Raw genomic sequence first — 21,570 nt, 5'->3', positions numbered from 1 at the left:
TCAATAATTTTAGGCGCATAAGCGTTTGAATGAAGAATCCTGCCTGATAACGCCAATTATTATTGACAATGTTGCGCCGGGCAGTCCAACTTCCCGGCAAAACAAGCCTAGGGAGGACATGCCATGAGATGGGGTCGTTTTGGGTGTGCGGTCGCAGCTGCCGCTTTGAGCATCGGATGCATGGGGCCGGCGCTGGCGCAGCCCGCTCAGGTCAATATGTGGAGCAATTGGCCCGACGAGCCGGCCAAGAAGGATTGGGTCTCCGCCCGCGTCAAGGAATTCGAGGCCGCCAATCCGCAGTGCTCGGTGAAGCTGAGCTTCATCCCCAAGGCGGACATCTATACGCAGGCCAAATCGGCCGTGCGCACCGGGCAGGCGCCCGACATCTTCTATCTTGAGCCGGACCAGCCGGAATTCCTCGCCGGCGGGTTCCTGGAGCCCCTCGACAGCTATATCGACCTTTCAGGTCTCGAAGACTGGGCCAAGCCCGCCTGGACCTCCAAGGGCAAGGTCTATGGCCTGCCGGTCGAGGCCTATACGGTCGAACTCTATTACAACAAGGATCTGGTGAAGAAGGTCGGCGTCGATGTGCCGGCCAATTTCCAGCTCACCCAGGCCCAGTTCGCCGATCTGGTGAAGAAGGGCGTCGCCGCCGGCATCACCCCGATCTCGCAGGGCGTCGGCGATCGTCCGTTCCCGGGCGGCCTCCTGCTGTATGAAGCGCTGCTGCGCAAGCTCGGCCCCGACGATTACGGCAAGCTGCTGGACGGCACGCTCTCCTACAAGGATCCGCGCGTCATCGAGGTGATGGATTGGGTCAAGGGCCTGGTGGATGCCGGCGCCTATCCCAAGAGCTTCTCCACCCTGAAGCTCGGCGAATCCCACTTCTATTTCTACAATACCCCGGGCGCGCTCACCTTCCCCGATCCGAGCTGGTTCACCGGCCGCGCCTTCGCCCCGCCGGAGAGCGGCGGTATGCCGGCGAACTTCCCGCTTGGCATCATGCAGTTCCCCGCCATGGACGGCGGCAAGTGCCCCGAGTGCAAGACGCTCGCCGTCGCCGGCAGCTTCGTGATGTATTCCAAGAGCAAGAACAAGGACTGCGCCGGCGCCTTGCTGAAGTCCATGGCCACCCGTGACAACGGCACCAAGTGGATGGAGCAGGTTTCGCTCCAGACCGGCCTTGCCTCCGACCCCAGCAAGATCAAGAGCGCGCATGCGGATTATTTCGCGGAGCTGAACGCGCGCAACAAGGGTGTGAAGTATTTCTTCGGCACCCCGCTGTTCCATTATCGCGCCAAGTGCGCGGAGACCTATACGCAGGTGATGAACAACGCCTTCCCGGCCGGCCTCATCAGCGTGCAGGACGCCGCCGACAAGATGAACGCCGCCTGCTTCAAGGGGTGAGGGTGCATGTCTGAGGACGCGACGATGACTTCCACCACGGCCCTGCCGGACGACATAAAGTCGCCCGGCTCGGTGGCAGACCCGCGGCGGACCTCCTGGCCCGTGCTTGTGGTCTTCCTGGTGCCGGCGCTGGCGATTTACGTGGGGCTGACGGCCTATCCGGCCTTCCGCACCATCTATGACAGCTTCTTCACCATCGAAGGCCTCGACGCGACCTTTGTCGGCCTCGACAATTATCGCGCGCTGATGTCGGACGAGACCTTCTGGGTCGCCGTCCGCAACACCTTCGTGTGGTCGTTCATCGCTCCCGTCCTGGACGTGTCCACCGGGCTGCTGCTGGCGCTGGCGCTTTATGCAGGCGTGCCGTTCGCCCGGTTCCTGCGCGTGGCGTGGTTCACGCCGGTGCTGCTGTCCTATGTGGTCGTCGCGATCCTGTGGATGTGGATCTATAATTACGACTGGGGCATCCTCAACGAGCTTCTGCGGGTGGTGGGCCTGGGAGCGCTGGCGCAATCCTGGCTCGGCGACCCCAATCTCGCGCTCGGCGCGCTGATCGTGACCCATGCCTGGAAATGGGCCGGGTTCAACATGGTGGTGTGCCTCGCCGCCATCCATTCGCTGCCGCGCGAAGTGCTGGAGGCGGCGGACCTCGACAATTGCGGCTGGGGCGCCAAGTTGCGGCACGTCATCGTGCCCATGCTGCGGCCGACGTTGCTGAACCTCTACATCCTCGCCTTCATCGGCAAGATGAAGATCTTCGATCTGGTCTGGATCATGACCGGCGGCGGCCCGCTCTGGGCCACCGAAACCGTCTCGACCTATGTCTACAAGCGGGCGTTCAACTGGAACACGTTCGATCTCGGCTATCCCTCCGCCATCGCGACGGTGTGGTTCGGCGTGGTGTGCGCCGCCGTGATCATCCTGAACCGGGTGCTCGCCTCCAAGGACCGGCTGGAATACTGACCCATGGCCCTCTTTTCCATGCTCGGCGCCCGCGACCCCGGCGCCACCCCCTTGCCGCGCCTGTTCGCGCGCGGCGGCCTCGCTTTGGTGATCGGCGCCTATACGATCTACACGCTCGGCCCGTTCCTGTGGCTGGCCAGCATGTCGGTGCGCACCACCGGCGAGATCAGCCTCGACCATTATGCCTGGCCGAGCCCGTTCCATTGGGAACAATTCCGCATCGCCTGGGTGGATTCCAACTTCGCCACCTATTTCTGGAACTCCACTTTGGTGGTGGTGGGCGCGGTGGCGGTGGTGACTTTGGTCGGCGCGGCGGCGGCCCATGCGCTGGCGCGCTATCGCTTCAAGGGCAACCGCCTGATCTATGCGGTGCTGTTCTCCTCCATCATCTTCCCGCCGCAGATCACCTTGATTTCGCTCTACCAGATCCTGGTGGACTATAATCTATACAATAGCCTGCTAGGCCTCACGCTCGTCTATATCTCGCTCCAGCTGCCGCTGACGGTCTATCTGCTGGAGGGCTTCTTCGCCCGCATCCCGCAGGATTTGTTCGATGCCGCGAAGATGGACGGCTATGGCGACATCGAGATTTTTCGCCGCATCGTCCTGCCCATCGGCATGCCGGCGATCGCGACGACGCTGATCCTGAATTTCATCCAGCTCTGGAACGAGTTCCTGTTCGCGGTGGTGCTCATCACCGACCCGGACAAGCGCACGCTGCCGATCGGCATCCGCGCCTTCATGGGCGATCATTTCCAGGACATCGGCATGATCGCCGCGGGCGTCATGATCTCGGTGGTCCCGGTGATCCTCGCCTACATCTTCTTCTCGGAAAAACTCATCCGCGGCATGACTGCCGGCGCGGTCAAGTAGAGGTTAAGCGCAATGTCGGTCGTCATTCTCGACAAGCTCTGCAAGCGCTACGGCACCAGCCAATATGCCGTGGACCATGTGGACCTGCACATTCGCGACGGCGAGTTCATGGTTCTGCTCGGGCCCTCGGGCTGCGGCAAGTCCACCACTTTGCGCATGGTCGCCGGGCTCGAGACCATCAGCGCGGGCACCTTGTCCATCGACGGGCGGGTGGTGAACAATGTCGCCGCGAAAGATCGCGACATCGCCATGGTGTTCCAATCCTACGCCCTCTATCCCCACATGAGCGTGGGCGAAAACCTCGCCTTCGGCCTGCGCCGCCGCAAGGTGAATGCCGCCGAGATCGAGCGGCGGGTGAAGGAAGCCGCCGACATCCTCGGCCTCGGCGCCCTGCTGGCGCGCAAGCCCAGCGCGCTCTCCGGCGGGCAGCGCCAGCGCGTGGCGCTCGGCCGCGCCATGGTGCGCGAGCCCATGGTGTTCCTGTTCGACGAGCCCTTGTCGAACCTCGACGCCGCGCTGCGCGTGAACACCCGCAACGAATTGATCAAGCAGCATCACCGCCTCGGCTCCACCATGATCTATGTGACCCATGATCAGGTGGAAGCCATGACCATGGGCACGCGCATCTGCGTGATGAACGGCGGGAAGGTGGCGCAGATCGGCGCGCCGCTGGAGGTCTATTGGGAGCCGGCGGACACCTTCGTCGCCCGGTTCCTGGGCTCGCCGCCCATGAACCTCTTCACCGCGCCCCTGCGCGGCGGCCCGGACGGTTTCCTGCTGGACGAGGGCCCTTTTCACGCGCCGCTGATCCGCTGGAGCGCGGCGGCGCTCGCCCCCTATGCCGACCGCAAGATCACGTTCGGCGTGCGCGCGGAAGATTTGCATCTCGACCCCGCCGCGGCCGGGGAGGGCCTGCGCGGGCGCATTCGCGGCAAGGCCTTCGCCATCGAGCCGCTGGGCGCTGAGACATTGGTGGTGCTGGAAACCCCGCTCGGGGAATGCACCGCGCGCCTGCCGCGTCACGTGATGGTGCGCCCCGGCGACGAGGTGGACCTCGCCTTCGCCGCCAGCGCGGCCTATCTGTTCGATGTCGAGACCGGCCGGGCGATCCCCGGCGAGCGTTCCTCGCAGGGCGCGCTTTCCGCGGCGCGTGGCCTGCAATGAGCCGCGAGCTTCGCATCGGCCTGATCGGCGCCGGCTGGGTCACGCAGCATCACCTGGTGGGCTGGCAAGCGCTGGCGGGCCGGGCGCGCGTGGTCGCCATCGCTGATCCCTCGCCGGAACGGGCGGGTGAGCGCGCCGCGCAGTTCGATATTCCCGCCGTCTTCACCAGCGCCGAGGCGATGCTGGATGGCGCAGAGCTTGACGCGGTCGATATCGCCGCGCCGCGCGCGGTCCATGCCGAGCTGGTGCGCCTCGTCGCGGCGCGCGGCCTGCCGATCCTGTGCCAGAAGCCGCTTGCGCCCACGCTCGCGGAAGCCGAGCAATTGGTGGCGGACGTGGCCGGCTCGGTGCGCCTGATGGTACATGAGAACTGGCGGTTCCGCGCCTATTACCGCGACGCCGCCCAATGGCTGCGGGACGGGCGCATCGGCAAGGTGAAGGCCGCCCGCCTCACGCTCGCCACCAGCGGCACGGTGCCCGACGCCGAGGGCCAGTATCCCGCCTTGGTGCGCCAGCCCTTCATGCGCCACGAAAAGCGCATGCTGGTGGCGGAAGTGCTGATCCATCATCTCGACACGCTGCGCATGCTGCTCGGCCCGCTCAAGGTGGAGGCGGCGGCCCTCACCCGCACCTGCCCGGCGCTGGCGGGCGAGGATGGCGCGGTGATCCAGCTTGCCACGCCCGAGGGCAATGGCGTCGGCGTGTTCGCGAGCTTCGCCGTGCACGGCGCGCCCCCCGCCCAGGCGGATTGGGTGGAAATTCTGGGCGAGACCGGCACCATCCGCCTCGCCGGCGATACGCTCGCCTGCTTCGGCGAACATCCCGCGACGCAGGTCTATGACCTGCCGGCCTGCTACCGGGATTCCTACAGCGCGACCATCGAACATTTCATCGCCGGGCTCGAAACCGGCGCCCCGTTCGAGACCGCGCCGCAAGACAATCTTGAAACCTTGCGCCTGGTGGAGGATTGCTACCGCCTGTCCGGCTTTGAGGGCGAGGCGTGAGAATGATGGAAAGCTCGACACCCGAAGGACCGATTCCCGCCGGCCGCGACGCCAGCCAGGCGGAGATCGTCCGCGAGATCGAGGAGGACATCATCTTCGGCCGGTTCTCCCCGGGCTCGCGCCTGGTGGAAGACACGCTGATGGCGCGCTATGGCGCGAGCCGGCATTTCATTCGCCAGGCGCTGGTGCAGCTGGAACGCACCGGCATCGTGCGGCGGGAAAAGAATGTGGGCGCGACCGTCTGCTCCTATTCCGCGCAGGAAGTGCAGCAGATCTACGAAGTGCGCGAGATGCTGACCCGCCAGGCCGCGCTCATGATCGCCCTGCCGGCGCCCCAGGACTTGATCGACAAGCTAAGCGCGATCCAGGCCGATTATGCCCGCTTCGCGGCACAAGGCGATCTGCGCGGGATCCACGAAACCAACGATGCCTTCCACATCGCGCTGTTCTCCGCGTGCGGGAACCCGTATCTGGTGCGTTCGCTCCAGGATTATATGGGCCTGACCCTGCCCATGCGCGCCAAGAATCTCGCCGATAAGGAAGGGCTTGAAGTGTCCCGCCGCCAGCATGAGACCATGATCGAGCTTCTGCGCGGGCGCGATTCCTGGGCGCTGGCGCAATTGTGCGTGGAACACATGCATCCCAGCAAAGCGGATTATCTCAAACGCGTGGCCGCGGGCGCCCAGCCGGCGCGCCTCGGCATTGCCGGCTAACCCTTTCCCGTTCAACGGGCGACAAGAGGACATTCCATGGATCTCGGACTGAAGGATAAAACCGCGCTGGTGCTTGGCGCCGGCGGCGGCCTCGGCAGCGCCATCGCGGCGACGCTCGCCCGCGAAGGCGCGAAAGTGGCCCTCGGCGATATCGATACCGGCGCCCTGGAACGCGTCGCGGCCACCATCAAGGACGCCGGCGGCACGGCCCTCGCTTTGCCGGCGTGGGATCTCGCCGATCTCTCCTTGATCGAAAGCCAGATCGCCGCCATCGAGGCGCAGTTCGGCTCCGTGGACATTCTGGTGAACAACACCGGCGGCCCCCCGCCCACCCCGGCCGCGGGCCAGGACCCGGCCCTGTGGAGCAAGAGCTTCCAGCAGATGGTGCTGTCCGTCATCGCCCTCACCGACCGGGTGCTGCCCGGCATGAAGGCGAAGAAATGGGGCCGTATCGTCACCTCCACCTCCTCGGGCGTGGTGGCGCCGATCCCCAATCTCGGCATTTCCAACGCGCTGCGCCTGTCGCTGGTGGGCTGGTCGAAGACGCTTGCCCGTGAAGTGGCGCGCGACGGCATCACCGCCAACATCGTGCTGCCGGGCCGCATCGCCACCGACCGCATCAAGTTCCTGGACGAGCAGAAGGCCAAGCGCGAAGGCAAGAGCGTGGAGCAGGTCTCCTCCGAGAGCACCGGCACCATTCCCATGGGCCGCTATGGCGACCCGCAGGAATACGGCAATGTGGTCGCCTTCCTCGCCTCGGCGCCCGCCTCCTATCTCACCGGCTCGGTCATCCGCGTGGATGGCGGGTTGATCGCCTCCATCTGAGTGATTGCCATGCTTCTGGACGCAACGGCCTCCGGCCTGTTCCCCATCGCCCCGACCCCCTTCCATCCCGACGGCCGTATTGATGAGGCCTCGGTCAACACGCTGATCGAGCGCTATCTCGCCGCCGGGGCCACCGGCGTCACCGTGCTCGGCATCATGGGCGAAGCGCCCAAGCTGGAGCCGGAGGAATCGCTTGCGATCACCTCCCGCTTCATCGATGGCTTCGGCAAGCTGCCGGTGATCGTCGGCGTTTCCGCGCCGGGCTTTGCCGCCATGCGCTCGCTGGCGCGCCAGGTGATGGAGAAGGGCGCCGCCGGCGTCATGATCGCCCCGCCGCCGGCCCTGCGCACCGACGACCAGATCACCGGCTATTACCGCCAGGCGGTGGAAGCCGTCGGCACCGACGTGCCGTTCGTGATCCAGGATTATCCGCTCACGCTGACGGTGCAGATGACCCCCAAGGTGATCCGCCAGATCGTGGAGGAGAACCCCTCCTGCGTGATGCTCAAGCATGAGGATTGGCCGGGCCTGGAGAAGATCTCCACCTTGCGCAAGTTCCAGGCGGAAGGCTCCATGCGGCCGATCTCCATCCTCACCGGCAATGGCGCGCTGTTCCTGGATTTCGAGATGGAGCGCGGCGCCGACGGGGCCATGACCGGCTATGCCTTTCCCGAAATGCTGGGCGACGTGGTGCGCCTGCAGAAGGAAGGCAAGCGGGATGAGGCGCACGATCTGTTCGACGCGCATCTGCCGCTGGTGCGCTACGAGCAGCAGCAGGGCGTGGGCCTTGCGACCCGCAAATATGTGATGATGAAGCGCGGCTTCATCGCCTCCGACGCCCAGCGCAAGCCGGGCGCGGCCCTGACGGATGCGGCGCGCGCCGAGATCGATTACCTGCTCGCGCGCCTCGCCCGCCATGATCCGCGGGCGCGGATCTAAGCGTCGTCTTTCCGCGGAAACGCTCCAGGACCGATCGACAGTCCTGGCTTGACGCTGTTGCAGCAGAGCATCGTCATGCACGGGCTTGTCCCGTGCATCCACGCGGCACCGCTGGCGCTGGCTTTTTAAGGTTCGCGCGGTCGGCGCCGCGTGGATGGCCGGGACGAGCCCGGCCATGACGGGCAAAAGACGGCGGCGCGGACCTTGTTCGCGCCGCCGTTTTTTCTGCGCGCGTCCTCGCCCTGCCGGCCTCGGGGCCGTGCTGGGATGTGGACCCCGCATCCCCCGTCTTCCAACGCGCCAGCCCTTGCGTTAGAACAGCCGTGGGCTCCCGGTAGCTCAGCAGGATAGAGCACAGGTTTCCTAAACCTGGGGTCAGGGGTTCGAATCCCTTCCGGGAGGCCAAGCTTACGCTTCAGAGCGTCGCACAAGGCTTCAAAATCATTTTAAATCAATGACTTGATCCCATTCCGTGGGCTCGTGGCGTCTGTTGCTGTGTCGTTGCATCTCATCAATTTGTAGGCATCTGCGTCGTGCCTACAAAAGAGATGCCTACACATGTCGCTCACCGAGCTCGCGCTTCGCAACGCCAAGCCGAAGGACGTACACGTCAGCCCGAATGGCGTAACCTCCGCTTCGTGACGTTCACCAGTGGGATTGCATGCTCCTCAAGCTTTCGTTGGAGAGGCATTTCGCGGAGGTGACCGCCATGGCGTCTTGGCTCGTGAGCGGTGCCGGCGCATGGCTGAGTCGTCGATCCAACAACCATTGATTATGCCGGCTCGCGAATTCAACCGACTTGCTCGATCCTTAACAAAGTATATGCTTGTTGAAGGTGGCGAGCGGTAACGCGGCGCGGCAGGTGGACAATGAATCCGTTCTTCGAGGAGCGCGGTGAGGGTCGCATGCCGGCGGCGCTGCATGCGCGGACGATCGACTTTTCTGCCGGGCGGGCCGGTCCCGCTTATGTCCTGTTCGATGCCGTCGATGCCGATTGGTTCGACGGGCAGCTTGCCGAGCGGGGTGGCTCCATATCGCCAGAGGTCTGGGGCGAGCTGATCGAATATGCGCCGATCTATGCCGTCGAGATCTGTGCCGACCAGCAAGACAATGGCGCCGCGGCACTGTGGCTGAAGGGGCGGCCGGAGCGCCCCGACGACTGGGTTCACCTGACGATCAGGGTCGATCCGGACGGGCCTGCCGACCTCTATGACACGATCGACGGGCCGCCACAGCGTGTCAGCCTCGCGCTGGCGCCGATGAGGCCGGGGACCCAGCAGGCCCTCAGCAGGGCCACGGCGCTGACGGCGTCATCCGATACGGACGTGAAAGGCGCGCTGCCGGTCGCGGTGCTCGACCGGATCGTGGTTCTTGACGTCGGGCAGGGGTCGGCGAACGCCGTCTACAATGATGCCGGCGAAGTCATCGCTTATGTCGATCTCGGCGCCGGCATCCTCAAGAATTCCAAGACTTGGCCGGCCGGCTTGATGACGGATTTCTGCCGCTGCCATCAGCCGGTGGTCATCTTGACCCATTGGCACTACGACCATTTCAACGGTGCCAACAAGATCAAGGCCGCCCGCGCCCTCACCTGGATCGCGCCCCTGCAGACGATCGGCCCCGGGCCACAGTCCGCCATGGCGAATGCGGTCAGGAGGGCAGGTCAGCTGCTGGTCTGGGGCGGCGGCGCTTCCCCGCTCAACGCGGGCGGCCTGACCCTTGAGAGCTGCACGGGACCTGCGGGCGACTTCGATCGAACGGGGATCGCGGTCTGGGCCACCGGGGGCAGCACCGCCGACCCGATCCTGATGCCGGGCGATGCCCATTATCCCGATATACCGGGCATAAGCTCCGGCCGTGGCGTGTCCGCGCTCGTGGTTTCGCACCACGGCGGGGATATCGGCGGATCGACCCCGCCTGCTCCGGGAAAGCACCTTGCTTTCTCCTACGGAGATTCAAACACCTACGGCCACCCGGCCGCTTCTCCCGTGGGCGATCTCAAGGCCGTCGGATGGTCCATCGGCCTTCATCCGGCCGGCCCGCGGAGGCACGAGCGCGTGACCTGCGATCTGAGGGCCAGCACCGGGCTCGGGAGCATCCTCCTCAACTGGCCGACTTCCAGCACCCCGCCCCGCTCGTGCGGGGCATCGGCCTGTGCGGCGACGGTGGATCATTGCCAATAGACGATCTGCAACCGGGTGGGGGGACGCATGGAGTGCATCGTATTCGTGCCGGGGATAATGGGAACCCGGCTTTCGGTGCCGGGCGGCGATGAGGTTTGGCCGCCGACCGTCCTTGAGACGCAGCTCGGATACCAGCGCAAGGCGGAACTGATGCGCGACGACCTCGTCGTCGGTGACATTATCCGCAATGTCTGGTGCGCGGAGATCTATGAGCCGCTGATCGCGCAATTCAAGGATATCGGCTATCCCGAGGCGGGCGGAGCAAAGCGCCTCGTGCTGTTCCCCTATGACTGGCGGCGCGATCTCGAAGACACGGCCGCCCTGTTGGCCGCGCAGCTGCGCAAGGTGACGGCGGACGGCGCGACCTCGATCACGCTGGTCAGCCACAGCATGGGCGGGCTGATCTGCCGGCTCGTGCTCGAATCCGGCACCTATGCGGGTGAGCCCTGGTTTCCCAAGATCAAGGCGCTGCTGGCGCTCGCGACCCCTCATCTGGGAGCGCCGCTCGCGCTCGCCCGTGTTCTCGGATTGGATGGCGCACTCGGCATCAGTGGCGCGGATTTTCGTGAGTTCGCGGGCGATCGGCGCTTTCCGTCGGGCTACCAGCTCCTGCCGGCCCCTGGCGAGGCGGCATGCTGGGACGCGGAGAGCTTGGACCTTCAGCCCCTCGATATCTACGCGCAAGGGACGGCAAGGCGGCTCGGCCTTAAACCGGAACTCCTGGCGCGCGCGCGTTTCGTCCACGATACGCTGCGCGCGGGAACGGTGCCCGATCACGTTCGATACTTCCTGTTCGCGGGCGTCGGCCACAGGACCGTGACGCGGATCAATGTCGGCGACGATGGGGTTCGACTCACGACGACCGACGATGCTGGCGACGGCACGGTGCCGCTCTGGAGCGCGTTGCCGCGCTCGCTGCAAAAGCAACTCGTCTCCGGCGACCACAGCGGATTCTTCAAGAGCAAGGCGTTCAAAGCGGTGTTCTACCGGCTGCTGGGCGCGAACTTTCCCATTCCGCCATTGATGGCGGCGGAAACCATCGAGCTGTCCGTGCAGTCCCTGGTGCTGGGCCCCGACCAGCCCATCGATGCGCTGCTCGCGCCGCTCGCGCCCGTGGCGCGGATCGAGGGCTCGATCATCATCGAGCGGACCGATGATCCCGCGAAGCCCTTCACGCAGTTCAGGCCCCCGGCAAAGGTCGTCTATATGGGACCGGAGACGCCGCAGCTGAAGCTCTTGCTGCCGCCGCTCGGCAAGACCGGCCACTATCGCGCGACCTTCCTGGGAGAGCCCGGCAAATCTGAACCGGTCGTCTTCGCCGTGGCACAATCGTGAGGAGGCGAACATGGCTGGCAAAGGTGTTCGACTGCAATATGTGACCGTCGACTATGCCGCCTCCTCGCTCGAAGGAGCCGAGCAGAAATTGCTGGAAGGCTGGCTGCTGAAGACAGACCAGGAAATGCTCGACGGGCCGATCACGCGCCGGCTTGCGATCGTCGACATCGAGCCGAATACCGGCGCGCTCGTTCCCGGCGCCCGCTACCAGGCCGCAACGCCGACCCGCCACTACGGCCACTATGCGATCGCCGACCAAACGGACCCGACCGAGCCTGCTTTCCAGCAGGTCAGCGTGTTCACCACCGTCCTTGCCGTCATGGATATGTTCGAGGAGCCCGACGTGCTCGCACGGCCGTTGCGCTGGGCGTTCGACGGAGAACAGCTTCTCGTGGTGCCGCGCGCCGGCCGCATGGCGAATGCCTTCTACCATCGCGACTCGCGCAGCCTGCAATTCTTCTTCTTCGATGCGCTCGGCCCGGACGGCCAGACGATCAAGGAAATCTTCACCTGCCTGTCACCGGACATCATTGCGCACGAGGCCACCCACGCGATCCTCGACGGCATAGCGCCGGACCTGTTCGAGGCCTCCTCGCCGCAGTCGCTCGCGCTGCATGAGGCGATCGCGGATCTGGGCGCCGTCATGTTCGCCATCCGCACCGACGCGCTTCGCAAGCAGGCACTTGACCTCTCGAAGGGCGACCTCAGCAAGCCGGGCGCCTTCAACAGCGTAGCGGTCGTGTTCGGGAGCGCCATTAACGGCTCAGACAGGCCGCTGAGGGACCTTCACAACGCCGCCTCGCTTAAGCCGGAGGCGTTTCCCCCCATCAACCGGAACCGGCCCCACGAGCTCAGCACGGTGCTCTCGGGTGCGCTCTACGCCCTGCTCGTCGAGGCCCATACGCGGGAAAAGAACGCGCTGGTGGATGCCATGGTCCCGCCTCCTGAGGATCGCGCGGCCGCCTTGTTCTCCGCTTCCGGAAAAGCCCTGTTCAAGGCGGGGGAAAAGTTCAAGCGGATGGCGTTCCGTGCGCTCGATTATCTGCCGCCCGGCGAAATCTCCTTTGCCGATTACGGGCGCGCGATCCTTGCGGCGGACATCGCATCCAATCCGGACCCAAGCTGGGAACGGGACTTTCTCAAGGACGAATTCGTCAAGCGTGGGATCGTCGCGGCGCCTGAGGATCTTGACCCGGTTGCGACCGCCCTGGTCATTCCCGACGATCTCGATTTCGATGAGATGATCGCTGATGACGCGGTCGCCCGGCGCTTCGTCGAAGCGAACCGCGGCGCGCTGATGATCTCGCCGGGGCTCGACTTTGAAGTTCGGCGCCGGCTCGACGTCGCCAAGACGACCTGGCGGCACGAGATTGGAAAGGCCGTCGCGCGCGAGCTGATCCTGAAAGTGGCATGGCGCAAGACGCAGCGCATCCAGAGGTTCGGCCTCTCCGATAAGATCAACGTGGCTTACGGCACGATGCTCGCGATCGACTGGACGGCCCGGACCCCGCGCGCGCTTTTGTCGACCAGCAGCCTTCACCCCTCGCAGGCAAATGATCCCACCGGCAATGCGGCAATGCGCGGCGCCTATATTGCGCATCTTGCGGAAGAAGGACTGCTCGACGCTGCCTCGGCGGAAATCGCGGACGGTGCCTTGCGCCTGCGTGGCACCGGGCAATTGCTCCATGTGTGTGGAGACGCCCATGTCTAAGCTCAGGGTGCGGGTCTACAATGTTCGCTTTGGTGATTGCATTCTGCTCACTATTCCGGAAGAAGACGAGCGCGGCGATGCGAAGACCATCCATGTCCTGATCGACATCGGCAATGCGCTCGCGCGCGAGGGCGGTCTCGACGATGTTTTCGAACCTGTTCTCAGGGACATCCTCACGGTGCTCGACGGGGCGCCTCTCGACCTTTACATCATGACCCATGAGCACATGGATCATATTCAGGGCCTGATGTATGGCGCATCGAAACTTAATCTTGATCTGAAGGCCAAGGAAGTTTGGATGACCGCCTCCTCGGAGGCGGACTATTACGACAGGTTTGAAAAGGCCAGGAAGCAAAAGCGCGCCGCGCTCGCAATTTACGACGACATCTCCGGCTTCTTCGCGGCGTGGCCGGCCGCCCCGCCACCGCCCGCGATCGCTGCGCTGCTCGCGCTCAACGATCCGCGCACAAGCCGCGATTGTGTCGATCATATCGCCTCGATCGGGCCGCAGCCGCCGCTCTATGTCCACCGCGAAGTTGAGATCGACGGGCGCAGCCCATTCCGCCGCACCAAGGTTCGGCTGCTCGCGCCGGAGGAGGACACCTCGGTCTATTACGGCCGCCTCAGCCCGCACGCAGTCGCGCCGGTAGACCCGAACGAAGCGGGCACGGCGATGGCGGCGGCCACGCTGACGCCACCCGTCGGCGTATCGCAGACGGATTTCGCCGACCTCATCAAGTTCCGCTCGAGCGGAATGAGTTCGAACCTGCTTCAGATCGACAAGGCGGCAAATAATTCCAGCGTCGTGATCGAGCTTGAGTGGGAAGGCTGGATATTGCTGCTGCCGGGTGACGCGGAGGAGAAGAGCTGGGCCATCATGGACCGCAAGGGGCTGCTTCGGCCCGCGCACTTCCTGAAGGTGTCGCACCATGGCAGCGTGAACGGAACGCCGCCCGAGGTCTACGAAAAGGTCTTGCCCGAGGTGGCGCCCGACGACCGCGCCCGGATCGCCGTCGTGTCGACCTTCAACGGCTCCTATCCGGGCGTGCCGAATGCCGACACCCTCACCGCGCTCAGCACGCGCGCGACGCTCTACGACACCCGGACCCTGGAGCCGGGGCGCTCCTTCGACTTTGAGTTCGAAGCTTGAGCGAACGCGCGATTCCACCCGCGTGAGGGGGGCGGCAGGCTGCCTATGGTGCCAACGCCACGTGGCTCATGTTTCGATCCACGCCCCCGCGTATGGAATTACGAATATGACCCGGCGCAGGCCGTGGTGCACCGGTGGGGCCATGCGTGGCACACCACCGGCAGGCAAGGCGCCTCAGGCGGTTTCCATCTGCTCCAGCTCGGTGATCATGCTTTCGATCAGCGAAAGGCCGGTCTGCCAGAACGCCGGGTCGCGGGCGTCGAGGCCGAACGGGGCCAGAAGCTCGGCATGGTGCTTGGTGCCGCCGGCGGAGAGCATGGCGAGATAGCGCTCGGCGAACCCGTCCGCGGCGTTCTCATAAACCGCATAGAGCGAGTTCACGAGGCAATCGCCGAAGGCATAGGCATAGACGTAGAAGGGCGAGTGGATGAAGTGCGGGATATAGGTCCAGAAGGTCTCGTATCCGGCGCTGAGATGGATCGCCGGGCCGAGGCTCTCGGTCTGCACCTGCATCCAGATCTCGCCGATGCGCTCGGCGGTCAGCTCGCCCTGGCGGCGCTCGGTGTGGACGTGCCGCTCGAAGGTGTAGAAGGCGGTCTGGCGCACCACCGTGTTGATCATGTCCTCCACCTTCTGCGCCAGCATCACCTTGCGGGCCTGCGGCGTCTCGGCCTTTGCGAGCAGGCGGCGGAAGGTGAGCATCTCGCCGAACACGGAGGCGGTCTCCGCCAGCGTCAGCGGGGTCGGCGCCATCAGCGCGCCCTGCCGGCCCGCCAGAACCTGGTGCACGCCGTGGCCCAGCTCATGGGCGAGCGTCATCACGTCGCGCGGCTTGCCCTGGTAATTCAGCAGCACGTAAGGGTGGGCCGAGGGCACGGTCGGGTGGGCGAAGGCGCCGGGCGACTTGCCGGGGCGCACCGGTGCGTCGATCCAGTTCTTGTCGAAGAAGGTGCCGGCGATATCCGCCATCCGGGGCGAGAAGGTGCGGTAGGCGCCGAGCACGGTTTCGCGCGCCTCGCCCCAGCCGATGTCGCGGGTGGCGACCTTGGGCAGCGGCGCGTTGCGATCCCAGAATTCCAGCGCGTCCTTGCCGAACCATTTGGCCTTCAAGGCATAATAGCGGTGGGAGAGGCGCGGGTAGCTGGCCCCGATGGCAGCCACCATGGCGTCCACCACCTCATTCTCCACCCGGTTCGCCAGATGGCGCGAGGCGGCGACATCGGTGAAGCCGCGCCAGCGGTCGGAGATTTCCTTGTCCTTGGCCAAAGTGTTGGTGATGAGCGTGAACAGGCGCACGTTCTTGCCGAACGTGTCGGCGAGCGCGAGGCCGGCCGCCTTGCGCACGCTCTCCTGCGGGTCCTGCATCAGGTTCAGCGTCGGCTCGATGGCCAGTTCCTGGCCGTTCACATTGAAGCGCAGCGCCGACATGGTCTCGTCGAACAGCCGGCTCCAGGCGCCGCGCGAGGGGTTCGACTTCTCGTGGAAGAGCTGCTCGATGCGATCTTCCAGCTGATAGGGCTTGTCGGCGCGCAGATCCTCGATCCAGGGGCGATAATGGCCGAGCGCGGCCACCGCCATGGCGGCTTCGAGCGCGGCATCGTCCAGCCGGTTCATCTCCAGCGTGAAGAACAGAAGATGGGTGGAGGCGTCGGTCAGGCGCTCCTGGATGTCGCCATAGAATTTCGCGCGCGCCGGGTCGGAGGTGTCGCCGGCATAGATGAGGCTGCCGTAGGAGGCGATGCGGCCCAGCAGGTCGTCGATCGCCTCATAGCGTTTCACCGCCTCGGCGAGTTTTTCGCCGCCGTCCGGCAGGGCGAGCAGATCGGCGAGCTTGCCCTTATAGGCGTCCTCGAACGCCTTGCATTCCACATCGGCCTTTTCCAGGTCGGCCTTCAGCTCGGGCGCGTCCATGGCGGAATAGAGGTCGGAGAGGTTCCATTCGGGAAGAGCCTCGGCGCCGGCAGCGGCCGCGGTGGCTTCGGATGCGAATGTCACGGAACCGGGCATGAGACCTCCAGAAAAGGGGAAAAGGGCCGAACGCTCTTTTGCTCCGCCCGTCATAGCGCGCGGGGCCTGCCCCCTCAACGGCGGCGTGGGCGGATTGATCCCGGTCGGCATCGCATGCGGGCGATGGTTACATCTGTCTTAACCATCTTGGCCGAAGCTTGGCGAATCAGCCGTATCGGATTGCCATGACCGCTCGCATCCTCTTAGTGGAAGACGATCCTCTCGAACGCCGCCGGCTCGAATCGAGCCTTGCCCATCTCGGTTACCACTGCACGAGCGTCGGCGATGGCGACGCCGCCTTGGCGCGGCTCGCGATCGAGACATTCGACTGCGTGCTGTTGGACCTGGTGCTGCCGGGGCTGGATGGGCTGGGCGTGCTCGGCGTGCTGCGCGCGCGCGGGTGCCCGGTGCCGGTGGTGGCCTGTGTCACCCCGTCCGGCCTCGATGCGGTGGCTTCGGCGATCCGCCTCGGCGCGCGCGATTTCGTGGTGAAGCCGGTGGGCGCGCTGCGCCTGAAGGTGGCGATCACCAATGCCGTGGCGCTCGCCGGCCTGGTGTGCGCGGAAAGCCAGGCGCGTGCGGAAGCTCAGGCCCGCGCGGAGCGACACAATGTCGTGACCCTCGCCCCCGCGCCGGACCTTGAGGACGCTGCGGAAGAGCCCGCTCCCCAGATGTCGCTGATCGACCCGCAGGGCCATGTGCGCGCCCTGGTCCAGATCGAGGAAGAGGCGATCCGCGCCGCCGTCGCCCTTTATGGCGGGCGGATGAGCGAGGTCGCGCGGCGGCTCGGAATCGGCCGCTCGACCCTCTATCGCCGCCTCAATGCGCTCGGCCTGGCTGTGGCGGAACCATACCGTCCCCTGGCGGTTGCCGCCGAATAGCAAACGTGGAAAAAGCCGTCACGCCAACGCTTGTGAGTTGATGCGCGGCGGCACTCAGGCAAGCTTCCGGTGCAAGGAAGGTTGGCGTCGGCAAGGAATTTGGAGAGGCCTATGGCCCGTCAGGACAAGAAGGCATTTGCCACCGCCGCCATTCTGGCCTGCGCGCTGATCGCGGGTGCGCCCGCCGGCATCGCGGAAAGCCCGGTGATGGGCGATGCCGGCATGGGCACGGCCACCGGGCCGGCCGCGGCGCCGCCCGTGCCGCCGGCGGGAGATGCCGGCCCCAGTCACCTTCACGGACAGGCGCCGACACCCGGCGATGCCAGCCCCGAACCACGCCAGGCCGCGGCGCCGCATGCTGCGGAAACTGCGCCTCAGCAGCCCTCCCAGGCGAGCGCCATAGCAGCGCCGGCCGCGTCCGACGGCGTGGAGCGGGTGCTGGAGGCCATTCGCCCCGCTCCCTCGCAAGCCGCCGCTTCCCCCGAAGAGGACGCGCCCGCCGCAGCCAGGTCTGACGCATCCACGTCTGACGCATCCTCGTCCGGCGCGCCCTCTTCGAGCACGTCGTCTTCCGGCGCACCCTCTTCCGCGCCGCAGCCGGCGGGCGCCGCGGCCCAAGCGGCCCAGGCGCCCCAAGCGGCCCAGGCGCCGCAGGCGAGCGAGGAAGATCCGCAGGCGGCCATTGATCGCATGGCGCAGCCCGCAAATGCGGAACTGACCGCGCCGCCCGCCGCCCTCACGCCGCCGCCCCGCGCCGCCGCGCTGCCGCAGGCCGAGCCGGAGGCCGCCTCTTCCTCCTCTTCGTCCGCTGCCGTCGCGCCCGAAACGTCTCCCGCGCCGGTCGCCCCCTCGGTTGCCGCCGTTCCGCCCAGCCCACCGGTGGATACCACGCCGGCCCAGGCGGCGGCGCCGGCCGCGCCCGCTCCCACCCGTGCGGCGCCCGAACAGGCGGCCTCGCCATCCGCGCCCACCCGCACGGCCGAGCCTGCGCCTGCCGCTCCCGCTGTTCCCGCCGATCCGCTCGCGCCCATCGCCGAGCAGATCGCGAAGCTGCTGGCGGTTCCCGGCGCCGATGCGCTGGTGGGGTCGGCCAAGGAGCAGGAAGCGCTGCTCAGCTTCTATACCGCCCGTATGGACGCGCCGGTGTTCGTGGACGCCTCCGGCTTCAACGCGCGCGGCAAGGCCGTGCTCGCCCGCTTCGCCGCCGCCGGAGAGGATGGGCTGGAACCAAGCGACTATGCCCGCCCGCGCCTCTCCCCCGGCGCCGATCCCCTGGCGCTGGCGCGTGCCGAGCTCAAGCTCGCCGCCACGGCGCTGCTCTATGCGCGGCACGCACAGGCGGGCCGGTTCGACCCGAGCCGCATCTCACAGATGATCGCCGCGACCCGCACCTTCCCGGACGCGCTCGAGGTTCTGTCCAATCTCAGCACCAGTTCGGACGCGAGCGCGGCGCTTGAGGCCTACAATCCGCCGCATGATGGCTATCGCGCCCTTAAGGCGCAGCTTGCCTCCAGCTACAAGGCTCCCGCAGCAGCGCCGGTGGTGCGCATTCCGCCGGGGCAGACCTTGCGGCCCGGCGACGTGGATGCCCGCGTTCCGGCGCTACGGACCCGTCTCGGCGTGCGCGGCGGCGTCAACGACCGGCTGTACGACGCTGACCTGGTGGATGCGGTGAAGATGTTCCAGGCCAGCAGCGGCCTCGATCCGGACGGCGTTGTCGGCGCCAGCACCATTTCCGCCTTCAATCTCGCGGCCGCGGCCCGCGGCGTGGACCGCACCGCCGATATCATCGCCAATATGGAGCGCTGGCGCTGGCTGCCGCGCGACATCGGCGCGACGCGCGTGATGGTGAACATCCCCGAGTTCACGGTCCGCATCTATGACAACAACCGCGAGGTGCACGAGGCGCGCGTGGTGGTGGGCAAGCCGGACACTCCGACCCCGATCTTGAGCCATGACATGGAATATGTCGTGCTCAATCCCTATTGGAACATTCCGCCGAGCATCGCCCGCAAGGAGATGCTGCCCAAGCTCCAGGCCGATCCCTACTTCCTCGCCCGCCAGGGCATGGAAGTGGTGCGCAACGGCCGGGTGGTCGACCCCGGCACGGTGAACTGGCATGCCGGCCTTGGCGGCTATTCCTTCCGCCAGCCCCCGGGCGAGCGCAATGCGCTTGGCCGCATCAAATTCATGTTCCCGAACAACCAGTCGGTCTATCTGCACGACACGCCGTCCAAGGCGCTGTTCACGCGGGACAAGCGGGCCTTCTCCCACGGCTGCATCCGGGTGCAGGAGCCGCTGAAGTTCGGCGAGGTGATCTTCAACCTCGGCCTCGGCTCGACCGAGTGGACTGACACGAAGATCGGCAAGATGCTCGGCGGCGCGGAGCGCTACATCAATCTGAAGCACCATATTCCGGTGCATCTGGTGTATTTCACCGCCTTCGTCGAGAACGGGCGGCTGCAGCTGCGCGACGACATCTATGGCATCAACGAAAAGGTCAAATCCCACCTTGGCCTTTCCGGTGGCCAAACCATGGCGGCGGGCCGGCCCCAGTCGGCCGCCCGCTGAGCCATCACGGCCAAGTTCCTGATTGTGGCTCGCTTCAAGCTTGCATGTGGCATTCTCGCCACATGGAGCCAGCACGTTTTTGCCATACTCCCCCGTTAGTCACGCTGCTGTGACCTTGCGAGCCGGTTGATAAACCGGGCAAGCCGGGGTGGGGGCGAGGGACGTGAACGCGTCCTTAACCGAACCCGATAAGACTCTGTTGAGCTTCGCGCCGCGCGACCAACCGGTTGCGCGACTGAGATGAATCTGAGCCTCGGGTTCGAGCCTTTGCAAAAAACATCCCGTTCCGTATCGCAGATCGTCTCCCGCACCTTCAGGGTGAAGGGGGTGCGTTCTCTGGTGATCGCTGTCGCCATCGTCGCCGGCGGCACCACGTCGCTCCAGAATGCCGTCGCCAACGGCGACACCCGCACCATCTATATCGAGAACATGCATACGGGCGAAAAGGGCGCGTTCACCTTCAAGAAGGAAGGCCGCTACGATCCCGAGGTGCTCAAGAAGCTGAGCTGGCTTCTGCGCGACTGGCGCAAGAATGAGCCCATCGACATGGACCCCCATCTGTTCGATCTGATCTGGGAGGTCTATCGCGAAGTGGATGCCAAGGAGAGCATCCATGTGGTGTGCGGCTATCGTTCGCCCGCCACCAACGCCATGCTCCGCGCGCGCAGCAAGGGGGTGGCGCAGCAGAGCCAGCACACCCGCGGCAAGGCGATGGATTTCTATATCCCTGGCGTCAATCTCGCCGACCTGCGCGCCGCCGGCCTGCGGCTGCAACGCGGCGGCGTCGGCTTTTATCCCACCTCCGGCTCGCCGTTCGTGCACATGGACACCGGCGGCGTGCGCATGTGGCCGCGCATGACCCACGATCAGCTCGTGAAGGTGTTCCCGGACGGCAAGACCGTGCATATCCCCGCCGATGGCAAGCCGCTGGCCAATTACAATGCGGCGGTGGCCGAGCTTGAGGCACGGGGCGGTAAGGCCGACACGCAGGTCGCCTCCAACGATTCCGGCAAGGGCATCAAGACTTTCTTCGCTTCGCTGTTCGGCAAGAAGGGCGGCGATGACGACGAGGGCGCGGACGAGGCGCCCACCAAGGTCGCCACCGCGAAGACTTCGCCGGTCACCGATTCCGATACGGCGGCCCCCGCGAGCCGGGTCGCGATGGCGGCCGCGCCGGTTCCCGCCGCGCGGCCGGCGGAAATCGCCGCCGTCCTCGCAACCGCCCAGCAGACCGCACAGGCCACCATGGCGCCCCTGCCGCTCAAGCGGCCCAATGCGCCAGTCCAGCACCCGCCGGTGCAGACCGCCGCGCTCGGCCCCGTGCCGCTGCCCGCGGTCATCACACGCGGCACCGATGCGCCTGCGCCGTCCGTGCTCGGCTATGCCTCGGCCAGGGATCCCATGGGCGGCATGCCGCAGAATCTCGTGATGTCGGCAGGGCCCCAGCCGAGGCTTCGGGAAAAGAGCAAGGCGGCGGAAATTCCCTTCGGCCGCATGTTCCTCGCGCCGAGCCTGACCGCGGAACCCTATCTGCGGGCCCCCGAGATGCGGGTCTTCACGGCTTTCCTCACCGCGCCGCGCGAAGTGGTGGCGATGGGCTTTTCCTATGATGCGACCGGCAGGCTTTCTACCCAGCGCTTTTCCGGCCCCGCCATCGCCTCGCTGCCCACCTATATGTTCGCCTCCGCGAACGTGCGCCTGACCGAGCGCCTGCCCTGAGCAGGCGCGCTCCTGGCCGCCGGACTTCTGATCTTAGAGCATTTCATTGTTTCACGGAAACAATGAAATGCTCTAACTCATTGCGTTATCGCATTTTCTTCACGCGAACCGGTATCCACTTCGCT

General features: G+C 65.9%; 16 protein-coding genes and 1 tRNA gene. 16 read left to right on the top strand and 1 reads right to left on the bottom strand.

Annotated features, from left to right (window positions below; translation table 11 throughout):
• Positions 1–165: 165 nt before the first annotated feature.
• From V5G24_RS19835 to V5G24_RS19775, 13 genes are all read left to right on the top strand, one after another.
• On the top strand, positions 166–1,407 hold the full coding sequence (locus V5G24_RS19835; protein WP_394084957.1) for an ABC transporter substrate-binding protein: 1,242 nt from the start codon (positions 166–168) through the stop codon (positions 1,405–1,407).
• 24 nt (positions 1,408–1,431) lie between these two features.
• Complete coding sequence (locus V5G24_RS19830; RefSeq protein ID WP_394084958.1) at positions 1,432–2,370, top strand: carbohydrate ABC transporter permease; 939 nt, start codon at positions 1,432–1,434, stop codon at positions 2,368–2,370.
• Positions 2,371–2,373: 3 nt separating this feature from the next.
• On the top strand, positions 2,374–3,243 hold the full coding sequence (locus tag V5G24_RS19825) for a carbohydrate ABC transporter permease (protein WP_348846808.1): 870 nt from the start codon (positions 2,374–2,376) through the stop codon (positions 3,241–3,243).
• Between the two features lie 12 nt (positions 3,244–3,255).
• On the top strand, positions 3,256–4,407 hold the full coding sequence (locus V5G24_RS19820) for an ABC transporter ATP-binding protein (RefSeq protein WP_394084959.1): 1,152 nt from the start codon (positions 3,256–3,258) through the stop codon (positions 4,405–4,407).
• Positions 4,404–5,411 carry a Gfo/Idh/MocA family protein gene (locus V5G24_RS19815; RefSeq protein WP_394084960.1) on the top strand — a complete coding sequence of 336 codons (1,008 nt, stop codon included), beginning with the start codon at positions 4,404–4,406 and terminating at the stop codon, positions 5,409–5,411. Before V5G24_RS19820 ends, V5G24_RS19815 begins: the two co-directional genes overlap by 4 nt.
• 2 nt (positions 5,412–5,413) lie before the next feature.
• Entirely contained in the window at positions 5,414–6,124 is a 711-nt protein-coding gene (locus V5G24_RS19810; RefSeq protein WP_394084961.1) for a GntR family transcriptional regulator, read from the top strand.
• Between the two features lie 36 nt (positions 6,125–6,160).
• Complete coding sequence (locus V5G24_RS19805) at positions 6,161–6,949, top strand: SDR family oxidoreductase (RefSeq protein WP_394084962.1); 789 nt, start codon at positions 6,161–6,163, stop codon at positions 6,947–6,949.
• Between the two features lie 9 nt (positions 6,950–6,958).
• Positions 6,959–7,888, top strand: coding sequence for a dihydrodipicolinate synthase family protein (locus V5G24_RS19800; RefSeq protein ID WP_394084963.1), 930 nt, complete (start codon positions 6,959–6,961; stop codon positions 7,886–7,888).
• Between the two features lie 328 nt (positions 7,889–8,216).
• A tRNA-Arg gene (locus V5G24_RS19795) sits at positions 8,217–8,293 on the top strand.
• A gap of 464 nt (positions 8,294–8,757) precedes the next feature.
• Positions 8,758–10,071, top strand: a complete 1,314-nt coding sequence (locus tag V5G24_RS19790) for an MBL fold metallo-hydrolase (RefSeq protein ID WP_394084964.1) — start codon at positions 8,758–8,760, stop codon at positions 10,069–10,071.
• Between the two features lie 27 nt (positions 10,072–10,098).
• Entirely contained in the window at positions 10,099–11,406 is a 1,308-nt protein-coding gene (locus tag V5G24_RS19785) for an esterase/lipase family protein (protein WP_394084965.1), read from the top strand.
• A gap of 10 nt (positions 11,407–11,416) precedes the next feature.
• Positions 11,417–13,117: a gluzincin family metallopeptidase gene (locus V5G24_RS19780; protein ID WP_394084966.1), complete on the top strand. Its 1,701-nt coding sequence runs from the start codon at positions 11,417–11,419 to the stop codon at positions 13,115–13,117.
• Positions 13,008–14,267, top strand: a complete 1,260-nt coding sequence (locus V5G24_RS19775; RefSeq protein ID WP_394084967.1) for a ComEC/Rec2 family competence protein — start codon at positions 13,008–13,010, stop codon at positions 14,265–14,267. Before V5G24_RS19780 ends, V5G24_RS19775 begins: the two co-directional genes overlap by 110 nt.
• 174 nt (positions 14,268–14,441) lie before the next feature.
• Here the strand turns inward: V5G24_RS19775 and V5G24_RS19770 are convergent, their stop codons facing one another.
• On the bottom strand, positions 14,442–16,274 hold the full coding sequence (locus V5G24_RS19770) for a M3 family oligoendopeptidase (RefSeq protein WP_394084968.1): 1,833 nt from the start codon (positions 16,272–16,274) through the stop codon (positions 14,442–14,444).
• 185 nt (positions 16,275–16,459) lie between these two features.
• On the opposite strand from V5G24_RS19770, the gene V5G24_RS19765 reads away from it, so the two are divergent.
• The 3 genes from V5G24_RS19765 (at position 16,460) to mepK (ending at position 21,445) form a co-directional block, all read left to right on the top strand.
• Positions 16,460–17,155, top strand: a complete 696-nt coding sequence (locus V5G24_RS19765) for a response regulator (protein ID WP_394084969.1) — start codon at positions 16,460–16,462, stop codon at positions 17,153–17,155.
• Between the two features lie 111 nt (positions 17,156–17,266).
• A complete protein-coding gene (locus V5G24_RS19760; RefSeq protein ID WP_394084970.1) occupies positions 17,267–19,726 on the top strand; it encodes a L,D-transpeptidase family protein in 2,460 nt (819 codons plus the stop codon).
• 240 nt (positions 19,727–19,966) lie between these two features.
• Positions 19,967–21,445: a peptidoglycan L,D-endopeptidase MepK gene (mepK, locus tag V5G24_RS19755; RefSeq protein WP_394084971.1), complete on the top strand. Its 1,479-nt coding sequence runs from the start codon at positions 19,967–19,969 to the stop codon at positions 21,443–21,445.
• Positions 21,446–21,570: the final 125 nt, after the last annotated feature.

Source organism: Roseixanthobacter finlandensis, from assembly GCF_043195105.2.
Lineage (GTDB): Bacteria > Pseudomonadota > Alphaproteobacteria > Rhizobiales > Xanthobacteraceae > NCEH01.
This window is presented reverse-complemented; position numbering and strand designations above follow the sequence as displayed.

Coding starts and splice junctions, on each gene's coding strand:
- V5G24_RS19785 (WP_394084965.1), top strand. CDS start 10,099: ATGGAGTGCATCGTATTCGTGCCGGGGATAATGGGAACCCGGCTTTCG.
- V5G24_RS19780 (WP_394084966.1), top strand. CDS start 11,417: ATGGCTGGCAAAGGTGTTCGACTGCAATATGTGACCGTCGACTATGCC.
- V5G24_RS19810 (WP_394084961.1), top strand. CDS start 5,414: ATGATGGAAAGCTCGACACCCGAAGGACCGATTCCCGCCGGCCGCGAC.
- V5G24_RS19805 (WP_394084962.1), top strand. CDS start 6,161: ATGGATCTCGGACTGAAGGATAAAACCGCGCTGGTGCTTGGCGCCGGC.
- V5G24_RS19815 (WP_394084960.1), top strand. CDS start 4,404: ATGAGCCGCGAGCTTCGCATCGGCCTGATCGGCGCCGGCTGGGTCACG.
- V5G24_RS19800 (WP_394084963.1), top strand. CDS start 6,959: ATGCTTCTGGACGCAACGGCCTCCGGCCTGTTCCCCATCGCCCCGACC.
- V5G24_RS19790 (WP_394084964.1), top strand. CDS start 8,758: ATGAATCCGTTCTTCGAGGAGCGCGGTGAGGGTCGCATGCCGGCGGCG.
- V5G24_RS19825 (WP_348846808.1), top strand. CDS start 2,374: ATGGCCCTCTTTTCCATGCTCGGCGCCCGCGACCCCGGCGCCACCCCC.
- V5G24_RS19760 (WP_394084970.1), top strand. CDS start 17,267: ATGGCCCGTCAGGACAAGAAGGCATTTGCCACCGCCGCCATTCTGGCC.
- V5G24_RS19770 (WP_394084968.1), bottom strand. CDS start 16,274: ATGCCCGGTTCCGTGACATTCGCATCCGAAGCCACCGCGGCCGCTGCC.
- mepK (WP_394084971.1), top strand. CDS start 19,967: ATGAATCTGAGCCTCGGGTTCGAGCCTTTGCAAAAAACATCCCGTTCC.
- V5G24_RS19820 (WP_394084959.1), top strand. CDS start 3,256: ATGTCGGTCGTCATTCTCGACAAGCTCTGCAAGCGCTACGGCACCAGC.
- V5G24_RS19830 (WP_394084958.1), top strand. CDS start 1,432: ATGACTTCCACCACGGCCCTGCCGGACGACATAAAGTCGCCCGGCTCG.
- V5G24_RS19765 (WP_394084969.1), top strand. CDS start 16,460: ATGACCGCTCGCATCCTCTTAGTGGAAGACGATCCTCTCGAACGCCGC.